At 46.5% G+C, this 21,197-nt stretch carries 11 protein-coding genes; all 11 read right to left on the bottom strand.

What is annotated here, in order from left to right; all coding sequences use genetic code 11:
- Positions 1–6 precede the first annotated feature (6 nt).
- Positions 7–3,858, bottom strand: a complete 3,852-nt coding sequence (locus JSY36_RS17510) for a hypothetical protein (RefSeq protein ID WP_205167349.1) — start codon at positions 3,856–3,858, stop codon at positions 7–9.
- Complete coding sequence (locus tag JSY36_RS17505; protein ID WP_205167348.1) at positions 3,849–5,993, bottom strand: hypothetical protein; 2,145 nt, start codon at positions 5,991–5,993, stop codon at positions 3,849–3,851. Before JSY36_RS17505 ends, JSY36_RS17510 begins: the two co-directional genes overlap by 10 nt.
- A gap of 18 nt (positions 5,994–6,011) precedes the next feature.
- Positions 6,012–9,365, bottom strand: coding sequence for a tubulin-like doman-containing protein (locus tag JSY36_RS17500; protein ID WP_205167347.1), 3,354 nt, complete (start codon positions 9,363–9,365; stop codon positions 6,012–6,014).
- A gap of 17 nt (positions 9,366–9,382) precedes the next feature.
- On the bottom strand, positions 9,383–11,512 hold the full coding sequence (locus tag JSY36_RS17495; RefSeq protein WP_205167346.1) for a hypothetical protein: 2,130 nt from the start codon (positions 11,510–11,512) through the stop codon (positions 9,383–9,385).
- Positions 11,513–11,940: 428 nt separating this feature from the next.
- A complete protein-coding gene (locus tag JSY36_RS17490; protein WP_205167345.1) occupies positions 11,941–12,369 on the bottom strand; it encodes a hypothetical protein in 429 nt (142 codons plus the stop codon).
- A gap of 524 nt (positions 12,370–12,893) precedes the next feature.
- Positions 12,894–14,771: a molecular chaperone HtpG gene (htpG, locus tag JSY36_RS17485; RefSeq protein WP_205167344.1), complete on the bottom strand. Its 1,878-nt coding sequence runs from the start codon at positions 14,769–14,771 to the stop codon at positions 12,894–12,896.
- A gap of 342 nt (positions 14,772–15,113) precedes the next feature.
- The gene (locus JSY36_RS17480; RefSeq protein ID WP_122896012.1) at positions 15,114–15,539 is read right to left on the bottom strand and encodes a hypothetical protein; all 426 of its coding nucleotides are present in this window, start codon (positions 15,537–15,539) and stop codon (positions 15,114–15,116) included.
- A gap of 167 nt (positions 15,540–15,706) precedes the next feature.
- Positions 15,707–17,545 (bottom strand): PAS domain-containing sensor histidine kinase, encoded by a 1,839-nt coding sequence (locus JSY36_RS17475; protein WP_205167343.1) that lies wholly within the window; start codon positions 17,543–17,545, stop codon positions 15,707–15,709.
- A 248-nt stretch (positions 17,546–17,793) separates the two neighbouring features.
- On the bottom strand, positions 17,794–18,693 hold the full coding sequence (locus JSY36_RS17470; RefSeq protein ID WP_205167342.1) for a manganese catalase family protein: 900 nt from the start codon (positions 18,691–18,693) through the stop codon (positions 17,794–17,796).
- A 543-nt stretch (positions 18,694–19,236) separates the two neighbouring features.
- Positions 19,237–20,175, bottom strand: coding sequence for a polysaccharide deacetylase family protein (locus tag JSY36_RS17465; RefSeq protein WP_205167341.1), 939 nt, complete (start codon positions 20,173–20,175; stop codon positions 19,237–19,239).
- Between the two features lie 161 nt (positions 20,176–20,336).
- Positions 20,337–21,053, bottom strand: a complete 717-nt coding sequence (gene sfsA / locus JSY36_RS17460; RefSeq protein ID WP_205167340.1) for a DNA/RNA nuclease SfsA — start codon at positions 21,051–21,053, stop codon at positions 20,337–20,339.
- Positions 21,054–21,197 lie beyond the last annotated feature (144 nt).

The raw sequence follows: 21,197 nt of genomic DNA, 5'->3' as shown, positions 1-21,197 counted from the left end.
TCCTTACTAAGCAGGTTGTTTCACTCCATAAAGCTCAAAAGGACTCTTCACTCCCGCCTCTTTCATCTGTGCCATGATCTCGTAGTAGCCGCGTGAATACGAATCGTTACGATCCTCGAGCTGTCTTTTGAACCATTCCACATAGGTGTGCTCGTGGAAGTGTTCGGCGAGGCAGATTTCAACCCAGGTGGCAAAGCCCTCAATTTCATCAAGTGTCATGTATGTGAGGTTCAGATTGTCATACTGCCAGACGTGGGTAAGCTCGTGGACGAGTGTCATATACGTCTGAAGCCGCGGTGCTCCGTTTTCAATCATGACTTTTATGTTGTTTTCCTCATCCAGTGACGCCTGCCCCACCATGCGGCCCGGGTTTTCCGGCGTGAACGGTAGACTGTTTGCTTCATGCAGATCTTTTGCACTCTTCAATTCTACACACAGGTAATCCCGTCTCAGTTCAACGTTAAATTCAGTGGCGAGAAAAGTGCGTAGCTTTTCATACATAGGCTTTAATTCCCGCTCGTAGTTCACGGCGCTTTCCCTGCAGTCGATACACCAGACTCGTTTATCGTCGGTCTTTTCGTAATAAACGGCTTTAAACACTACACCGCAGAAGGAACAGGTTTTTTCTTCATAATCTTCTTCCGATCCAGTTTCTTTTTCCGCTTCCTGGTGCTGGTTGTGACGCTGTTCTCCCAGCGACTCCCCGCCCATAAAGGTTCGGAGCACTTTTTGTGTACCTTCCAGATCAAACAGGCCTGAGAGGGTTTCACAGCCGAAGCTGAGATACTCTCTGCGTTCTTCCACATCCGCTAAAACCCAGCTCACGTAGTCCTCGAGCAATTCGAACACATACTCCCGGTTCTGGATAAAGCTCTCGGCAGCACCAAGCTGGCTTGGAGAATCCTCAATCAGATAGAGGTGAAGCTCGTTTGTACCGGCTTCATCATATGGCATACCGTTGTTCATCTTAGGGTGAATCAGGCCGATCATGTCATTCTCCCCTGCAAAGAAGTCTTCTGGCAAGGGAACGGATGCAGCCAGATACTCATGAAGGTTCGGATAAAGCGTAAGGAACAATTCATTCAGTAAAAAAGAGAGGGTAAAGGCAACCCGGTTCCTGTTGACGATGGCTTCAGGCAGTTTAAGGCTTACCTTCAGCACCTTTCCTTTTTCAAATCGGCGCTCTACAAGGGTCTGCTCACTGTCTTTTAACGTGTGGAAGCTTCCCTTCTGAAGATCGACATGCTTCATGCTTTCAAGATAGCCTCTTGTTCTTACCGTCACCGGCAGTTCTCCCAGTTGAATCGTAAGCGTCTGCCCTTTCTTTGTCCCTTTTGTAACGACATTGCCTTGTTGTGGCCAGTCTTTAGCATGAAAGATGTATGTCCGGTCCTGTTTATACACGTATGGGCGGCGGTTTGACGTTAACGTTACATCCATCGTTCCAAGGCGGGGACTTATTTTCTCAACCTTACAGAGCTCACCGTTAAAGGTGTGCTCCTGTCCCGGCAGGTAGCGCTGATACAAGTGCCCTTCACGGATCGCTTCCACAACGTCACCGGACTGCTTTTGCACCTTGATTTCATTAGACACCATAGACGAAATCAGTTCTTCAAGCCTTTTCGTCAGATTGTATTCTGTCTGCTCTTTAAAACACTGCTCTTCTTCATCAAAAATACGGGATTTCCTCACTTTCAGAGCGTCAACCACCTGATCACTGGCTCCGAACAGATGAATAAAACAATCTTCAAGCTGCTTGATCACCGGCAATGAGGCAGCGTTTCCAGTATCAAGAGAGGCGAGAAATTCTTTTACTTTTTCTTCTTTTACATAACCATTCAACATCAAGTCCAAGAGCGGCTTAATTTTTCCGTAAGGTGTGTGAGGCTGACTAACAGACAGTGGTGAAATGGTCCGGCTTGTTTTCATGTGATTGTCCAGGTCTGCCGCAATGTAATCTCTTAACAGATATGGAGGGGAAATCACATGAATGAACGAGCTGATCCTGCCGTTTGCCCACCAGTGCTTCAACGTGTCGACCAGATTGTAATTGACATCCCTCACGAGGAGGAAGGAATGGTCAGGGCAAGGAACACTTGAATAATTTGTGTAAATATCTGAATGGCGTTTAATCCTTCTCACCTGGGACCCGCTCATCCCTATATTTATCAGGTGTTCACGGTTATCAAGAAGGTCGTTCAGGCTTTCCCGGATCGGCACCGCTCCCTGATTGACAAAGGAGATATTAGGGATTTCCCTTCTTTTGGCGAGGATACCGAGAGTGACCTCCCCGGTGATGTAGCGGTGGGAGCCGAGCCCTGTGAAGAGGCGCTCCTGAAAATTCCGCCCTTCAAGCTTCCAGATTAAATAATGGTGCGCCGGGCTTCCATGGAGCTTCTTCGCTTCAATTTCTTCTGGTTTTATCCGGAATGTCTGTCTTACAAGGGATTCGATTCTTTCATACCACTGGGTAAACACCCAGAAGGAAGGTTCTTCCGGCAGTCTCTCCCTCAGCTGCAGGGAGATGTTTTTCAGATCCCCCGCGTACAGGGCAAGGCTTGTTTCTGCTTCCGGAAAGACATAAGTGTCAAACCTGCTGCCGTGAAAGCCGCCTGTAAGAAACGTAATTGTGCTCTGTTTTTTCAGTTCATTCACATAAGTGACAATAATGTGCGGTGCGCGTCCTTCCTGAAGGGCTTCCGTTACAGTGGCCGTGCCCCACAAATGTTCAAGGCCGCTTGCCTGTTTCAGACCTGCTTCAATCCAGCTTAAAGTCTCCGCAACAGCCTGCTGATTACGGACAACGACAACGATCCGGTGATGGTTCATGAGCCTGTTGACCATGCCGGCCATCATAAACGGCTTTATATCCCCGTAAACAGGATCCCGCACAATCACATCTTCTTCATTCATCATGGACGTGAGCATATCCACATACCCTTCGTGGAGGGGGATGCCCTGAGCTTTCATCCGTCTTAAAATAAGCTCAAGGTGCTTTTCCTCCTCACTTTGTGCCTGGTTAAAAAGGCTGTACTCTGACTCGTCCCGGGAAAACAGGTTGGACTTTACAGAAGAGCCCGAAGCGAGGAGCTTTTCCGGCCACGTTCTTTTGTATTCATCGAACAGTTTTTCCTGATCGGAAACGACCTGTGCCTCTACATCTTCCCCGCTTAAGGCGTTACCTTTGAAATCCCTTCTTCTGCCGTTTAAAAACCAGGCCGTTTCAAGAAAAATCAATAACGACAAGGCGGGATATGGAGGTAAAAGGACTCCTGCTGTGTTTCTCCAGTCAAAGGGCAGTGCAATGATGTAGCCTGCGAGAAGGAGAAAAGCGATTCCGCTTGTGTAAAAGACGGTGAGTGACAGGTAATGCCACTGCGGCTTCAGGACGACACCTTTAACATCCCGCTCATAGAAAAGGGCGATGGTCCCCTTCCCTTTTCCTCCGGAGATCAGGCGTTGCCGGTAGCCGGCAGGCAGGCGTTTCAGCACTCTTGAAATCACAAAATTTACAGCCTTCACAATGAACTGTGCCCGCTGCCTGAGAAAACCGGATAAATACTGTGACACCTTCCCTGTCGCCTTGTATACGATTTTCAGCGGTATAAACAGCGCAAGGCACAGCCCATTAATCACGAGAATCGTTACAAATTCAGCGTCAGGTACACGGTCAAACACCCACTGAAGGGGAAGAAGATTTAAAATATCCAGCCTCATAATGATGAAAGCAAAGGTAATCGCAAGAAGAGGAAGCCAGAGCTGTTTGTGACGTTCTTCTTTTTTAAAGTTGAAAAAGTACAGGATACCAATGAGAAAAACGGCAGCCAGAATACCTATCATTACCACTCTCAGTTCCATACGTGTAACACCTTATCCTTTTGAATTTTCACTTCGTCAAGCAGCTTCCATTTCCCAAGCTCAACCTGTCTTACTGTCCGTCCCACAGAAACTTTAGTGGAATAAAACGTATCGTTACCGGCTTCTGCACATTTCACAGGTGAGTAAATGGCCGAGTCAATGACATCCTCGTGCTTATGAAAGCTGTCGCTTACAAGCTGAATAAGGGCGTCTCTGTGTGCGTTTTCACTCTTTTGGATGTGCAGATGGTTCTCAAGATGAATCAACGCATCCAGTGCCACATTCAGTTCCCGGAGATGAAAGTGATCGAGCTGGTTTGCAAGCTGTTTTTTTTCCAGTTCTGCTCTGACCGCTTTTTCTTCCCGGTGAAGCCGCTCCAGCTTGTAAATGTGATTTAAATAATGATTCGTGTCACTGTGGCGGGTCATCTGGTCCTGAACGAGGTCGTGCTTTACCTTCTCTGTCTCTGCAACAGCTTCGCTGACCGGAAGCGTCATGTACCTTACTGCCACATGTGAAATAACCATAACCGCCCCGGCGAGGAGAATGATAAGAATATACTGCCCCCAGTCGGTGAGTGTGGGAACATTTCCTTGAGCGGTCAATGAATAAATCAGAGGCACAGCAAGGAAAAACCAGAGGGTGATTCCTGTAAGTACCTGCTTTCTTTTTTCGGGGTACGCATCAAGAGATACTCCGAGGGGGTTACCTGTTTTTTCGGTAAATTCCTCCCACCTGCGAACGACAGTTGACGGTGGGGGAACATGCTTTTCAAGTTCAAGAAGGACATCTTTTTTTGACGTTTCGATTTCTTTTAAATAGTGATGAATCGGAACGGTTTCATCCTGTGTAACAAGCTCTCTCAGCTGGTGGCGCTTCACGATGTCGATCCCCGAGCGGGCACTCTGCTGCATGTCTTCCTCACGGGAAGTAAACCGGTCCTTCGCTTTTTTTGCCGCCCCGTACCACCGGTTCAGGAGGGTATGTTTTTCTTTCGGTGTAAAAGCGGGCATCGGGACCTGAAGCTCAGGAAGGTCCTCTGCAGACTTGGGGAGTGCCAGGTCTTTTTCATACCGCTTCATCATCATCTCCGTCCGGTTATACAAGGCATTCTCCAGACGCTCTTTCGTAAACTCCAGTGCTTTCCTGTATTTTGAGAACATCTCGTTCATGTTTTCCTGATTGATTTTCGCGTCAAGATAATGGCACTGGCCTTTTAAGCTTCCGTTAATAACAGCAGGATCCTGAACGAGCACCTGGAGGAATGCTGCTGCCTCGAGCCACTTTTCATACTTTTTATCTTTCGCAAACCGGGGCATGGACTGTCTGATTACAGCGATGTCAGTAATTCCATGGGTAATCGACACCGTATCCGACAGCACATTCCGAAGCGTCTGGGACGGATAAAACGATGTGATGTCACTGTTCAGCGGCGGTCTTATTTCTTCCTCCAAATACGTTGTAAAAAGCGTTTCTATCATAAGGGCATATCTGCCGGTGTAGGGATCAAGGTAACCACTCCCGTCATACAGGATGTTTTTCTTTTCCTGAAGCTTTAAAAACGTGCGCTTCACCTTTTCCATCCGGCTTGTAAGCTCATCGAGAAAGGACTGATGAGGCTTTTCAAGAAGACCGATGTGATCAGCCTTCACCCTCTCTCCCCACGCCTCGTCAAGCTCAGCCAGGTCATGCTGGCTCCAGACGTTAGCAGGCCTGTCAATGAAGTCTCCTGTTACGAATCCCTCTTCATCCAGCTGAACGGCAATGCGGCTTTCGGTATCTGTGGTGTCTTCGTGTAAAAGAGCATCCATTACAAGAAGGACCACAGACTTTGGTGCCGCCTCTCTTTTTTTCAAAGGAGCCACCAGTCCCTGCTTCAGTTCCTCCAGACGCACAGCGAGACGTTCATGCAATTTGAGGGGATAGTCCATATGCAAAAGCACGACCAGCTGCCATTCGTCTGCCCGTGTTTCTGTAATTTCCTTATAAACACGATCAAAGAGGGCAGCAAAACCGTCCTGCTGCCCGTATGAGATCGTCGTTAACTGCCCGTTGGATTCCTGGGTGTAAAAGAAAGGATGAAACAGCTGCCATTCGGGGTGCTTCGTTGTTTCATTAAGTAAAACGGTATGCATCTCCCTCTCATCCTTTCTTTACGTGTGCTGAAGTAATGTGTTTTTCTTGTTGTCGATCATGGATTTCCATTCTGCATACTCCCGGGAGTCGTTTTCCATTTCATGACGGAATTCGGATTCCTCCCACAGACGGTCTATGAGCTTTACTGCTTCCTGACGGGCCTGGTACTTCCTGTGCCCGCCAAAAATATGAACGAAGTACTGCTCGATCTCAGTAAGAAGCCGCCCTCTCAGGATCTTCCCCTGCTCAGGAAGGGAACTGTCGCCAAATCCTTCCGACTCGTAGGCGAGTGTAATATCGAGGATGTTTTTCATTCGATCTTTATTTATGCCCGATACATCAACAGCCCCGTTCACGAACGAGTGTCTGCTGATGTCTTTTTGATTGCGCTCGTTGTTTCTCACTGCTTCAAAACGCTGCAGAATTTCTTCATAAATGTTCGGGTTGTGAGCCAGTGCCTGATGAAGAAGGTACGCCTCCTTCCCTACTTTTGTGCCGCTCTTCGTAATAAGAGTGGCGCCATTCTCTCCGTTGTACTGATAAACAAGTCTGCCGTCTTCTCTTACAAGCTGAATCCAGCCGTATATAAAGCCTAAAAGCAGGGCTCGGTCATTCTTTTCTGTGTCCAGCTCAACCTGGCTTGAATTCAGGTCCGGCATAAAGGCAGGCAGGTGCCAGTTGCGGTCCAGGTGAGGCGTGACCGTATTTTCACCGCGGTTCAAACGGTCCACTCTCCGTCTGTAGGCTTCATAGTAGACGCCTGGAAGACTTTCGTGTGTCTTCGTTTTCGTACCCGAGCTGAACTTTGCAAAGTCCTCAACTTTCAGGCCGTAATGAGCACGGTAGGAGACGATTTCGTATTTTGAAAACGCATCGTCTGCTTCTTCCTTACCGGCAAACAACCGGTTTGACGCCTGATCGCCCAGTTCTTTCAACAGGCTCGTATGCACACCCCAAAATTTGAGCTCACGGTTATGGTCGATCCTCGGTACAAATGGAAGACCGACATTTTCCACTGTCTGAACCCGTTCTTCAATGTGTAATTCAGGATTTTTCCCGAGCATAGCCGCTTCCAGTCTCAATGCCTGCACAACCGTAATATCAAGGCGGTCCTGATAACGGGTGCGAAGCTCCTGGCGGCAGTGGGATACAACCTGTGCACGGTACATTTCCTCTACTCGGATGTCTTCCATATAATTGGCATAGGATTGTTCATTACGCTTTGCATACTGCCTGTAATGACTTAAGTAAATCTGTTTGCAGATCGATTCAGGAAGTGTTCCGTGGTCCACAGAACCCCTGATGGACTCCCATGTTTTTTCAAGAATGTCTTTACCGGCAAGGACGTATTCCACAGTCGGATCCACGTTATGGTCGAATTTCACTGCAAGCTGATTGATTTCCATCAGAAGGGAATCACGGGTATCTTTCAGATTTTCAAAGAAACGCTCCCAGTCCTGAATCATGCTGTCTGCTGCTTGCTCAATGGAATTGAACACAAGCTGGGTAAGGAGGGCTGTTTTATAATCATCGAGATCTCTCAGCTGACCGCCGAATTTCTTTTTGTATTCTGTGATGAATTCTTTGTATTTGTTTTTAAACAGGCTGCTGAAAACTCCCTGCTCCAGGGCGAGATCTACACGCATCGGTGCCGTTTCCACACGCTGCGTTTCTTTAAGGTCGAAAATGTCATCATAGTCCTTAATGTCTTCTTTCAGGTTGCGGCATGTCTCCCGAAGCTCCATCGCTTTTTCTTTGAGGATGGCTTTAACGTTATACAGCATGTATCGGACAGCTACCGGGTGTACCGGGGTATCTTTTTTCAGGAACCATGTATTGAGGCGGTACTCCTGACCTTCCGCTCCTCCCGGGGAGTCTGCATCCTGATCCACAATCTGATGGGCAAGGAATGTCCGGAACTCATAGACTTTTTTATTGATCTCATCTTCGTATGAACGAAGATCATTTTCGAGGTTGGAAATAACACGCTTCGCTTCGCCTTTTTGTTTTAGAGCCGTATCATCAATGGTACACTGGCTTCTTGCATGATGAAGGTCATCGTCACGGTCAAGAACCTGCTCGATACGCTCCTCCACAGCCTTGATAAACAGCTCTGCTTTCTCATGGCCGAGTCTGCCCTCGTCCAGTTCTTCCTTCGTCTGACGGAAAATCTGCTGAAAGAACGGCTTCGGTTTTTCATCGTTTACAAACTGACCGAGGTTTGACATGAACCTCTCCCCGCGATCCGGCCGCTCCCGGTTAATGCCGCGGCGGAGATCCTGTTCGTAACGTCTGCGTTCTTCCTCGTAAAGACGGTCAAGAGTCAGCCACGATTCATCAAGGCCGTTGACGGACCACTTGAGAGAGCAGTATTCAAGAACATCCCTGTACGGATAAACAAGACTTGAAGCCCCGGCCCCGCAATACCTCGCTTTTCCATCGGTATTGATAATATCGAGAATCTGATTATCTTCCTGTGAGAAATGCTTGGCTGAGATCGGACTGAACAGCTGAAGATAAATCGTTTTGGTCATCTGGTTAATGTACTCTTTAACAGACGGAAGGTTCTGGCCTCTCGTATTTTCGTAGTCATAGAGAAAACAGAAGTCAAAGGGACGCTGGCGGTTTGTAATCGCATGTGTGGTCCGTCCTTCAATATCGACCTGGCCCGGACGGTACTCAAGCTCGATCGTCACATCGGATTTGCTTCCATTCTGGGCACTTTCGCTGATGGCGTTCAATTCCTTCAATGCCGCATAACCGTTTGCCCGGACTGAATCCCACTCCCGCTCATCAAGGGTATTCGTGCGCACCAGAACGTCAGGGAGGACAAAAGCCCCTCTGATCAGGACACTGGACTGGGCGAACTTCTTCTCAAGAAGTTCCCTCAAGTACATGGCTACCTGGAGGAAGATTCCGGATCCGGTTCCGCCTACAAGTGAACTGATGATGATCACCCGTACCCCTGACTCCATCGGATCACCGTCAACAGGGAAAATCCGTTTGATTCCTTCTTCCATTGCGTTAAGCTTTTTCTCACCCATAGCAGCCCTGAAAGCGAGACGGGAAACTGCACGGATCTGTCCTGCTCCTTCGGTCATGGTTTTGTTGCGCAGATGCGGGTTATCAGGGAACCACTTTAACAGCGCCTGATTTTCACTCAGGTACTCTCCAACAGACTTTCGTGTGCTCGTTTGAGTAATGTTCCCTTCCATATGCTCCATTTTTCTTATCGTATTTACATCGGTATCAAAGGCATGGATCGCAACATTGTCCCTGCGGTCCAGGGGGATGTTCCCGTAGACTTCATTCACTATGGAACTCCCGACCCCTCCGAGACCGATTAATATAGTAGATACACCTTTTGACATGTCATTTCTCCTCTCCGTTAACTCGTGAGATATGTGTAGGTTTCATCAGTATGGCCGTTCGTAACTGTAATGGACGTATTAGAGTAAACTGAGACGTCTGCTTCTCCCGCCTCTTTTCTCATAGCCCTGCGTCCGACTTTCATTTCCGGATCCTGTGAAGAGCTGGCAAGAAGGACTTCTTCTTTTGACCTGGTAGCGATAAAGATAAGTCCGTTTATGGACGTTCGCTCTGCTTTAAAAGGCAGAAACCACCTTGTAAGAAACGGTGTCCTGATTAATTGGGTGGTAACCGGGTTGTTTCGCCTGCTTCCTCCGTGCCGGGTAGACTTCGTTTCCACCTCAAACCTTGCGGACTTTTTATCGAAGCGCGGTTTTTTAATCAGTCCGACAATGTAGATCAGCAGGAGCAGCATCAAAAGCGCCCAGACCAGATACTTCCCCCAAAAATCCCAGTGCCCGATAAATTCCACGTTGACCGTTTCAGATGCCGATGCCGTTTCACCTGCATAGGGTCCGTTTACCGTGACTTCAACCGTCCTTTCTCCGGATGGGAGCATAAAGGCAAACTGCGGCTCCTGCGGGATCACATGAATCGAAGGACCGTGCTGTTCAACCTCTGTGCTCATGGCCTGGCCGGTAATATCAACGGTAATCTGATCAAAGATGCGGGTAAGCTCTGCCTCTGAAATTGGGTTATCGTTAATGAACGGTGTAAAAACGAGGGGCGGTGCCTCTCCCAGCTCTGAAGTAAGATAGCTCCAAGGGTCATTGTCGGCCCTGAGTACCCACGTCCGGTCTTCAAGTCCTTGAAGGGACAGCTCTTTTGTTTCCTGATAAAAGCCCGGAATATAGCCGGTAACAACAGCAACTGCTTCCTCGGCAGGCATGGTGTAAGGCGTTGTGTAGGCTTCAAGCTCCGGGTCCCATCCGAGTGTAAAGTCGTCTTCCCCGATCCGGGCCGTAACGCTGATTGAGCCGGTCTGGTCTTCAGTAAGTTCAAGGGTCTCCTGATCCCCTCCGCGTTCTGTAAAACGGACAAGCAGCTTCATTTCCGAATCGGTAATAAAGGTGCCGGGGTTATCATTTAATACACCTTCTTCCTCGATTCTTTTTGTGGTGATCGAAAAATCAATCGCCGTTTCGGCAATTACGTTTACCGTACTTTCATCAACGGCACTGGTAAAAGTCAATGTATATGTTCCTTCCGGGAGCACGCCCTCAGGTGTGTCATGACTTACATGGGATACGGCCCCGAAAACGGTATCACGTAGTTCTTCCGGATCGTCAGGTGATGTCATTAAGATCGGACCATCTGTTTCATAAGGTCCTCTATCACCGTTTACAAGAATGGATTCAATCTCGTGTTCCGCCGCACTTCCGGAATCCTGCTGGAGAATCGTGAGTCTTGTGAGCGGATAAGGGGAATCGATGGTTACTTCATTATCTTCTATCACGGGATTAAGAAGGTGACCTGTCTGGTCCGTATCCGGGTCACGGTTGGTAATAATGGCCGCAACTTCATTGATCCGTTCAATGATCTCCTCTTCTGTTTCCGCCCTCAGGTGTTCACCGTTGAGTGACGGTTCCCATACTTCTTCTCTGAACCGCGTCATCTGGGTGATTTCATCGTCTGTGAGAAACGATTCAATCGTTACAAAGATGCTGTTAAAGGAGATTTCACTGGCGTCCATTTCCTCCTGAAATTCCTGCATGGTTTCAAGGGCCTGCCTGTAGTTTTGATCGAGCTCTGCATCTGAGGATACACTGCTGTGGTTAAAGTCCAGGTCATTAAAGGCCCCGTCCATGACGATGATAAACCAGTAATCTTCATTGGGGCTTTCAACGGCAGAGGTTCTTATGTGATTAAGAGACGTATGGACTGTCTGGAACGGAGTACGGCCCCGGTCGTCCCAGTCGGCTATCCGCTCAATTTCACGCTGCCGCTCTGAATAATCCAGATTAATCCGATCCACTGTGCCGGGGTCGCTCATTCTGACCACATTCAGGGAATCTCTGCTTCCGAGAAGGCCCGTGAGACTTTGAAGGGCGTAGTTGGCAAACTTCCAGTTATCACTCGGCAGATCCTCGTAGGTCCACATACTTCCTGAATCGTCATAAATGAGCGTGACGTTTTTTCTTTCTTCCATTTCCCCGGCGGAAGGGGATGCGGGTAAAATATAAAATAACAGTAGGAAAGCAAAAAATATGTAAGAGATGCGTCTGATGGTAACCCTCTCCTGTGTGTAAAATCATTTCCTTCATTTTCATATGAAAGGAATTAAAGGAAAATGTATAGTAATAGCTGATTCGACATGCATGACTTATAACCTTTGAAAATTGGAATTTTCATGATAAATTTTCTATTTCTTTGAGATAAAAGTTTTATATTTGTAATATAGTGTAACATTTACCAGCTTAAAGTTTAATAACCAGGAGTAAAGTTTTAGTTTTTTGTGACTATTTTTGTGTTATTTCATTTACAAACGTAAAAAAGGTGCCCCGGGGGACACCTTTTTTGGATTATGTTTTATCTCTATTTTGATTCGGACTCTTTTACGTGACCTGCGTTTTAGTACTAGAACGCATTTTTAATTTCCGACAGGCCGATCACCATGATCGCTTCTATCTCATCATCCGTAAGACGGCTTCTGAGGAGGGTTTCCAGTTCAGCCTGTTCTTCAGTTGTCATGCCTCCCGAGGCTTTGGAAGAAATGCTGTACAGCTCTGAAAGTGAGAACTTGGACATAAGGACCCGCGTTGCTTCTTCCGCTGTTGTAAAAGGAAGTGCTTCTTTTTCTTCTGCGGTCAGTTCACGATTTTCATACTTTTCAGCGACTGCCTGTAATTCAGGGTTATTCAGAAGGTCGTTCCTGACTTCTTCTGTGAGAACCTCATGCCGCACCTGATCTGCAACTCTGTCAGAAGCGTAATCAAGTGCCAGGTTATATCCAAAGTAGCCGAGCACCCCAAGGAGTACTGTGAGCAAAATCAGTTTCTTTATCATTTTCATCACCTTATCCGGCATATTTCCTATCCATATCATAGGGCTGAAACGGGTTATTTGCAATATGCAATCTTCCCCATTACCCTCTCACCAGCTTAACTCATTCCGCTTCGCTCTATACCATATTTTTACACAAAATTGTGCGGGGTCAGACCCCACAGCCATCAAGTGAAGAGATTTAAGAATTTGAAGCAGAAGGAGTTAGGTCGGACATCCGGTTTAACGCAGGAAGCCACTGAATATTTCAGTCGCTATGTCTTCCACAAGTTCATTAGTTTTGTGTACACAATTTCATTCTAAAACTAAAACAGTTGATAGATCAAAAATCACGAGACGCCTGCGGGAAAGCAAGAGCTGAAGATCCATCGGGGCGTTCTTTCCCCGATTAGCTGAAGCCTTGCCCGCGGCAAGCGAGTGTATTTTTGATCCATCAACGTAGAAAATCAATAAAAAGAAATGGCTCTCACAAACGGTGAGGGCCATTCTTTTCAGCTGAGTGTTATCTAAGCCTTTGGATTATATGTTTATACCATTACTTTACAGATGTCATTCGAGAAGGCGAGCGGGTCTTCCACCGGAAGCCCCTCGATTAACAGCGCCTGGTTATACAGGAGGTTCGTGTACAGTTTGACTTGATCTTTATCATTTTCAAACGCGTTCTTTAAAGTTTGGAACACGTCGTGAGCGGTGTTGATTTCGAGAACCTTGTCTGCTTTGACGTTTTGGTTGTCCGGCATCGCCTGAAGGACTTTTTCCATTTCAATGGAGACTTCCCCTTCACTTGTGAGGCAGACCGGATGAGATTTCAGACGTTTAGATACGCGCACATCTTTTACTTTTCCTTCTAAATGCTTTTTCATTTCTTCAAAAAGGTCTTTGTTCGCTTTGTCTTCCTCTTCCGCCTTTTGGCTTTCTTCTTCATCAAAGCCCAAGTCGCCACTTGAAACGGATTTGAATTCTTTCTCATTGAACGTTGCGAGCATCTTGATCGCAAATTCGTCAATTTCATCCGTTAAGTAGAGGATTTCATATCCTTTGTCCAGGACGACTTCCGTTTGCGGAAGCTTCTCGATGCGGTCATAGCTGTCGCCTGTTGCATAGTAGATGTACTTCTGATCTTCCGGCATGTTGGAAACATATTCTTGCAGTGTGACGAGCTTCTTCTCTTTGGATGAGTAGAACATAAGTAGATCTTTTAGATCGTCTTTGTTGGCACCAAAGTCACTGTAGACACCGTATTTCAACTGTCTGCCGAACGTTCCGAAGAACTTTACGTACATCTCACGCTCATCTTTGAGGAGTTTTTTCAGTTCATTCTTAATTTTATTTTTAATGTTTTTCGCAATCAGCTTAAGCTGCCTGTCATGCTGAAGCATTTCTCTTGAGATGTTTAACGAGAGGTCTTCTGAATCTACAAGACCTTTTACAAAACTGAAGTAATCCGGAAGCAGCTCCGGGCCCTTTTCCATAATTAGGACCCCGTTCGAATATAGCTCGAGGCCTTTCTCATACTCTTTGCTGTAATAGTCAAATGGCATCGTTGATGGAATATACAGGATTGCGTTGTACCTCACCGCCCCGTCGACGCTGACATGAATGTGCTTCAGCGGCTTATCGAATCCGTAATGCTTCTCCTGATAGAAGTTCTCGTAGTCCTCATCTTTGAGCTCACTCTTATTCTTTCTCCAGATCGGCACCATGCTGTTGACGGTCTTCTCTTCAACAACGCTTTCGTATTCATCCTCGCTGCCTTCTTTCAGCTTGCGCTCCGTCAGATCCATTTTAATTGGGTAGCGGATAAAGTCGGAGTACTTCTTGATCACTTGCTTAAGGCGATGTTCTTCAAGAAAATCATCATAGATCTCTTCTTCTGTATTCTCTTTTAAAGTAAGGATAATCTCCGTACCCACTTCTTTTTTATCAAACGGCTCTACAGTATAGCCATCCGCACCTGTAGATTCCCACTTGTATCCTGTCTCGTCTGACACGGACTTTGTATACACCGTTACAGCATCGGCTACCATGAAAGCAGAGTAAAAGCCGACTCCGAATTGCCCGATGATGTCGTGGCCGTCTTTGATTTCGTTTTCATTTTTAAAAGCTAAAGAACCACTTTTCGCAATTGTCCCAAGGTTCTCCTCGAGCTCGTCCTGTGTCATTCCGATTCCTGTATCTTTGATCGATAATGATCGGTTTTCTTTGTCTGCCGTAATTTTTATAAAATAATCATCTTTTTCAAAAGTCAGGGAATCATCCGTCAGGGCCTTATAATACATCTTGTCAATCGCATCACTGGCGTTGGAAATGAGCTCTCTGATAAAAATCTCCTTCTGTGAGTAAATCGAGTGAATCATCATATCCAGCAATCGTTTCGATTCTGCTTCAAACTGCTTCTTCACCATATCATCTTCCCCTTCATTTATATGTAAAAGTCCTTTTTAGCACTCACTGTTCCCGAGTGCTAACCACAATAAATAATTATCATATCAAAAAAAAGTTGTCAAGAGTATGGGCCGTCGCAGGCCTGTCATGGGGGATAGGTTGACTTTCCTTTTTTTGATGAATTCCCAGTTATCAGGGTGTTAATCACTTTCTCTTGTTTTTTTGTTGAATACCCTGCTACAGCTTCTCCCCCATTCCTGCCACAATTTTACACACAATTGTGCGGGGACAGACCCCGTTCGAAAGGAGGATCGCATATTAAAACCCGGCAGGTAACTCGTGCCGGGCGTTCAGTGATCCGGTTATTCGTCCATCTGACTGATCAGCCAGTTGTTGTCGTGGTTTTCCAGGGTGACAACGCCGCCCTCTGTTTCTGTTTCACCTGTTTCTTCTTCTTCGATGGTAATTTCGTAGGCAGCAATTAGTTGTTCATCCGTTTCTTCGCTTACTTCAAAAGACAGAATCTCATAGTTAAACATAGCGAGCAGTTCACCCATCTGCTCGTCAATCAGTTCAGCGTCATTCTCGAAATCCTCTTTCGTCACACCGAATTCCTCTTCCATAAAATCATCGGTCACATATGCGGTAATCTCGCTGATCGTCCCTCCATCAAGAGCGTTGATGAAATTCTCAAAGGTCTCCTGTGCTTCCTCCTCTGCAGAATTACAGCCAACAGCTGCTACTGCCAGAAGGCTCAGAAATACAGTTATTTTTATCAGTCGGTTCATGCTTGACAACTCCTCGCGTGTTCTCTTCTATGGATTTTACTATAAAGCTTCATGCATATCCAATGGCAGCCCGGTAATACCACTGCCCTCCACAGCTTACCATTAGTAACATCTTCTCAAAAAAACAGCAGCTCATAAGGACAATTTCAGCCCTTACCAGCTGCAGTTTACGGTTGTGTTATAGGAAATGCGATTGTAAATGTGGTCCCTTCTCCTACACTGCTGTCAATCGTAACTGTACCACCATGCTCTTCAATAATCTTAAATGTAACCATGAGCCCCAGTCCCGTTCCCGTGTCCTTCGTTGAATAAAAGGGTTCCCCGATCCGGGCGAGCTTTTCTTTCGGAATTCCGCAGCCTTGATCAATCACTTTAACCACTGCCTGGTTTCCTGATTTTTCAAGACGCACTGTGATCACACCGCCGGACTCCATCGATTCGATTGCATTTTTGATCAGATTCACAAATACCTGTTTGATCTGGTGTTGGGCACAGGTTATGTACACATCACTGGCTGTGAACTCTTTTTCGATACCGATGTTTTTAATGATGGCCTGCGTTTCAAGCAGGGTGCTTATGTGGGAAAGCATTTCACTCATTTCACACGTCTCTTTTGTGAGAGTCTGAGGTTTGGACAAAATCAACAACTCCGTAAGAATCTGTTCGATCCTGCCAAACTCTGACTTCATGATATCAAAGTACTCTTTCTTCTCGTTTCCGTAGATTTCAATCAGCTGCAGGAAACCTTTCAAAGACGTAAGAGGATTTCTTATTTCATGGGCAATTCCTGCTGCAAGCTGACCTACTGCAGACAGCTTTTCCGATTGATGAAGCATCTCTTCAGACTTTCTTTTTTCTGTAATGTCCCTGAAAGTAAATACGCTCCCTACCACTTCCTCATCAGAAACCATAGGAGTGACGGTAAATTCAGCAAGATAAGGGGTTCCGTCCTTACGGTAAAGGGTTACATTACTTTTTCGTATCACTTCTTTTTTTGCCAGGCCTGAATCTCTTTTAAAACTCTGTGTCAGTTCTTCCATTTCCCCTTCATAGAGGGTGGACAGTAGCTGGATAATGAAATTCGGTTTCAATTCGTCCCGCCCGAATCCTGTCATCTCCTCGGCAGCTTCATTCCACATGACGACATCAAAGTCTTTATCAATACCGAGAATCCCATCTTCCACAGACTCAAGGATGAGCTGGTTCATATGGTTCATCCGCTTTAATTCAAGAGTGTTCAGCCTCTGGCTGGTTATATCTTTTAAAATCCCATAGGCACCGATAATCTCTGTTTCCACAATGATCGGCAGGGCCGTACACTGTACAAAGAACGGTTCTCCTTTTATTTCAGTCAGATCAAAATCCTGTGTTACAGGTTTTCCTTCTTTGGCCAGGGTGAAAAGTTCCTCTGCTTTTCTGGCCTGCTCATCAGGTAAAAGGGAAACGAACTCCCGGCCTGCAAGTTTCTTTTCTTTTAATCCGAATAACTTCTCGAAGGCCTGGTTAACGGACAGATAGTAACCATCCAGGTCGATCGAACACACCGCATCCGGATGTTCATGGAAAAGGGTACGGTAGCTCTGTTCCACTGCCAGCATGGCGATCTGGCGGCGGGTTACATCTCTGAAAATAGCAGTGACCCCTTCTTCAGATGGATACACACGCACATTAAACCACGTCTTCAACGGGGAGAAGTATTCATACTCCACCTCTGCCGGTACTCTTTCTTCCATCGCTTTGTGATAAGCGTCATATACTCTTGTATTTATAGCATCAGGGAATATTCCCCATATATTTTGACCGAGCATGTCTTCTTTTTTTGTATGGAGCTGCCTGGAGGCCGCCTGGTTTACGTATGTAACCGTAAAATGATGATCAAGAGCAACGATAGCATCGCTTAGCCTGTCAAGGATCAAAGCATCAGAATCATACGTACGGTTATCTCCTTCACGGGGAAGTGTGAGGAGCTTTTTGTGTATGTTATTGGCAGATCGTTCCGTCATCATTCTCACCTCTAATCTTCACACATGAGTTATCATATTCCTATTCTAGCAAAAAATTGTTAATTTGCCGAAAACTTTTTTACTTAAAGAGACTAAATATGGCATTTTTCTTCCGGTAAATACCAGAAACCTCTTTAAAATTGCTGGATTGTGTAGAAACACATTGAAGATATAAAACGAAATCAAAGGTCTGTTCACAGTACAAAAATACCCCATAAGGCGGTAAGACCTTATGAGGCATATTCGTTTTCTTATATTCCGGCTGAACGCTGAAGCCGTTTGGCAATTTCCCTGAAGTCTTCCTCTGAAATGCCCGGTGCAAAACTTTCCGGGATTTCAGGCAGATCTGGGATCGGTCCTCCCTGAGGGGTCCCTTGAATAACTTCCAGCTGTCCTCCCTGCAGTGGGTGCTCCCCTTTCCAGATTTTCGCCACATCTTTGTAATCATTGGCACTGAACGTGTACAGCTTTCGGTGGACACCTTCTGCTTCAAACTTTCTTGCCGTTTCAAACTTATCGTTATCCAGGTTCGGAATCGGGAGCATTTTTGTCATATCCACACCAGTCGCAATTTCAAGGGCTTTTGCATAAGCCATGATGTGGACGCCGCCACGCACAAGGAGATAACCGATCATTTCACGGGCCACAGGGTTATCAGTCATCTCATACACCCGCATTTTATGAGTCCTTGCCCCACACTCGAGGAAAAAGTTGTGCAGGAGATCGAGAATCAGATTTCCGCTGTTAAATACATTGGAAGCCCCGTTCCATCCGGCCCCCATGGAATCAAATGGTTTGGCTGTCTGGGCTGTGTCAATAAAGTGGTACGAATTGCGTTTGTCCTTTCCATTTTGCATAGGGGCTAGATTCGGGTCTCCTGGAAACGTCGTCCCTTGAATCATCAGATTAATGGTGTTCGATACAAGTTCCACATGACCAAATTCCTCTGCAGTAATACTTGCTACCAGGTCATAAAAAGGCTTCAGTTTTTTCTTCTGTCTGAATGCGAACGACTGAAACATGTAGTTGTTAAGGGTGGACATCTCTCCAAATTTACCGCCTAAAAGCTCCTGTACAGCAGCCGCCGCGTTGGCATCAGGGTTCTTCGGCATTGGCAGTTCAATTTGTAATTTGTTTATTCGTGTAATCAAAGCAGTCCCTCCATATCTTAGACGTAATCTCTCTTTCATCCTTATGAAATGAGGTGTTTGTCTTAAAACCAGGAGGGATTATATTTGATTAGCCCTTTTTACGACTTGAATGGTCCTCCTTTTGCAGTCATCCTTTCGGTTAAAACAAGAATAGAGGCTGGGACAAAAGTGTTTTAGTCAACGAGAATCCGAACGAACAAAAGCGGCGCTGATAAATCGCTCCTGAAATATACTTCGCTTTCCACGGGAAGCGGGTTACCGTCCTCCAGCATACCTGCTTCTTCCTCTGCCAGCTAATCTTTGCAGCTGTCTGCGTCGAAGCAACTCGTCGCATTTTCATGAAGTAAATGCTCGTCACTGTTGAGTCTCACCTTTGCTTTTCATCCGGCAGGGTGTCTGCGAATATTTATATTTCATCCGCTATGTTAGCGCATCGTTCGGATTCTCATCTAAACTCTTTCTTTATGTCTCAGCCTCTATTTGAATAATTCTGCCAAAGCGTGCGGCGATGTCGGTTAAAGGTCAAATCAATGCTTAAAACTTTTACTGAATGGCACTTACATTTAACAATTCCGGTACGGTCACAAACTGGTATCCTTCTCGTTTAAGCTCTCTAATGATCGGACCGAGAGCTTCAACGGTATTGTTCATATCACCAGTCCAGTGGGCCCCGTCGTGCATAAGGATAATAGAGCCGTTACCTGTATCTTCCATGACACCTTCAAGGATTTCTTCAGGTGATGGTCCATCCCAGTCCATCGTATCGACAGTCCAGAAAATAGCGGACTCCCCATTTGCTGCAAGACTCTCCGTATGGGCTGTTCCGAAAATGCCATAAGGCGGACGGAATAAATTCGGTCTGATACCGACGAGATTTTGAATAATATTGTTTGTCTCATCCATTTCCCAGCGGAGCTGCCCTACAGATTCGCCCTCGAGGTTCGGGTGCCAGTACGTATGGTTTCCAATCACATGGCCTTCCCGGTGTATTCTTTTTAGAATTTCCTGGTGTTCTTTTGCTCTTGCACCCATCACAAAAAATGTTGCCTTTACATCGTTGGATTCAAGCTCATCAAGAATAGCCGGGGTAAAGCGCGGATCCGGCCCGTCATCAAACGTAAGGGCGACACGTTTCTGGTTGGTCGGTCCTCTCCATACAACAGTATTTGGATACTGCTTTTGCAGTTCACCAAATCCCACGTTTTCCAAAGATGTATCTCCTCCATCAGCCTGACCTGCAAAAGCTGAAGGGGAATCAGGCTCCATTTCGACCCGCAAAGCCGCTTCCGGGCCGCCCTTCAACTGCGGAGTTTTGCCCGAAGACGGGTAAAACGGTTCCGTATCACCCTGTAGTCCAATATTGTCACGGTTTGGTTCCCGGGACTGATCCTGACCGGGCGAACATGCAGCAAGCATGATCACTGCCAGCCCAAGAAACAACACCAACTTGAGCGAGAAAACTCTAACACCTGCATCAAACATTCTAAGCACCCCTCTTTAAAATAACTTCAGCACACATATACACGTAGTATGCCAAATTTTACCCCTTTCATCCCCGTAATCAAAAAGTTCGGGGGTCTGTCCCCGTACAATTGGGAGACTGGGGTTGACGGGGAGGGGTTTAAAATGAAATGGTGTGGTGGCTAGATGATTATTTTTAAAGGCTCGTTTGTGTCCATCGTCATTTTTTCTGTTATCACTTTGCATTTTCTTCCGATGATTTTCACACCGGCACGGGATGCTTCTTCCATGGCATCGGCAAAGGCGGGATCAATGTGTCTGGCCGGTGAGATCGAGTGAATATCGTCACGCTGGGCAACGAAGAACAGAGCAGCCTCCCAGCCTTCTTCCCGGGCAATATCACCAAGTTCTCTTACATGTTTCGCCCCCCGCGCTGTGACGGCATCGGGAAATGCCCCGGCACCTTTGGCATCTACGAGGGACACTCCCTTTACTTCCACAACCATCTTCCGGCCGTCAGGGTGCTCCATTAACAAGTCCCATCTTGATCCGCCTTTTTTATATTCCGCACGGACATAGGTCCAGCCGGCGAATTCCTTTATCAGGTCTTTTTCAACCGCCCCTTTTGCCAGTGCATTTGGAAGCTGGGCATTTACACCGACCCATCCTCCGTCGCCACGACTCACAAGAACGGCCGACCAGTTTGTCTTTCTCTTCGGATCATCCACATACCGAAGCATGACATCACATCCGGGTATCAATAGTTCCTTAAGGCGGCCCGGGTCGGGTAAATGAACGGTAACCTCCTCGCCGTCTTCCAGTCTGCATTTCAGAATAAACCGGTTTGGCCGTTCCACAAACGTACTTTTAATCAGGGGACCAAATTCATGACATACCATCTGTAATACCTCCTGCATGTATGTATTCTCTTCATTAGTGTAACCTGAAAACGCTCCTGTGTGGTTCTATGGTACAAAACCGGCCTCCGGGAGAAAAAGCAGACACTCCAGGATCAAATGTAGGACAAAGGCAGTCAGCATAAA

This window comes from Alteribacter salitolerans (genome assembly GCF_016901055.1).
In the GTDB taxonomy this organism is placed as follows: domain Bacteria; phylum Bacillota; class Bacilli; order Bacillales; family Salisediminibacteriaceae; genus Alteribacter; species Alteribacter keqinensis.
Note: the sequence above shows the minus strand (reverse complement) of the source record. Positions and strands in the feature narration are given on the sequence as shown.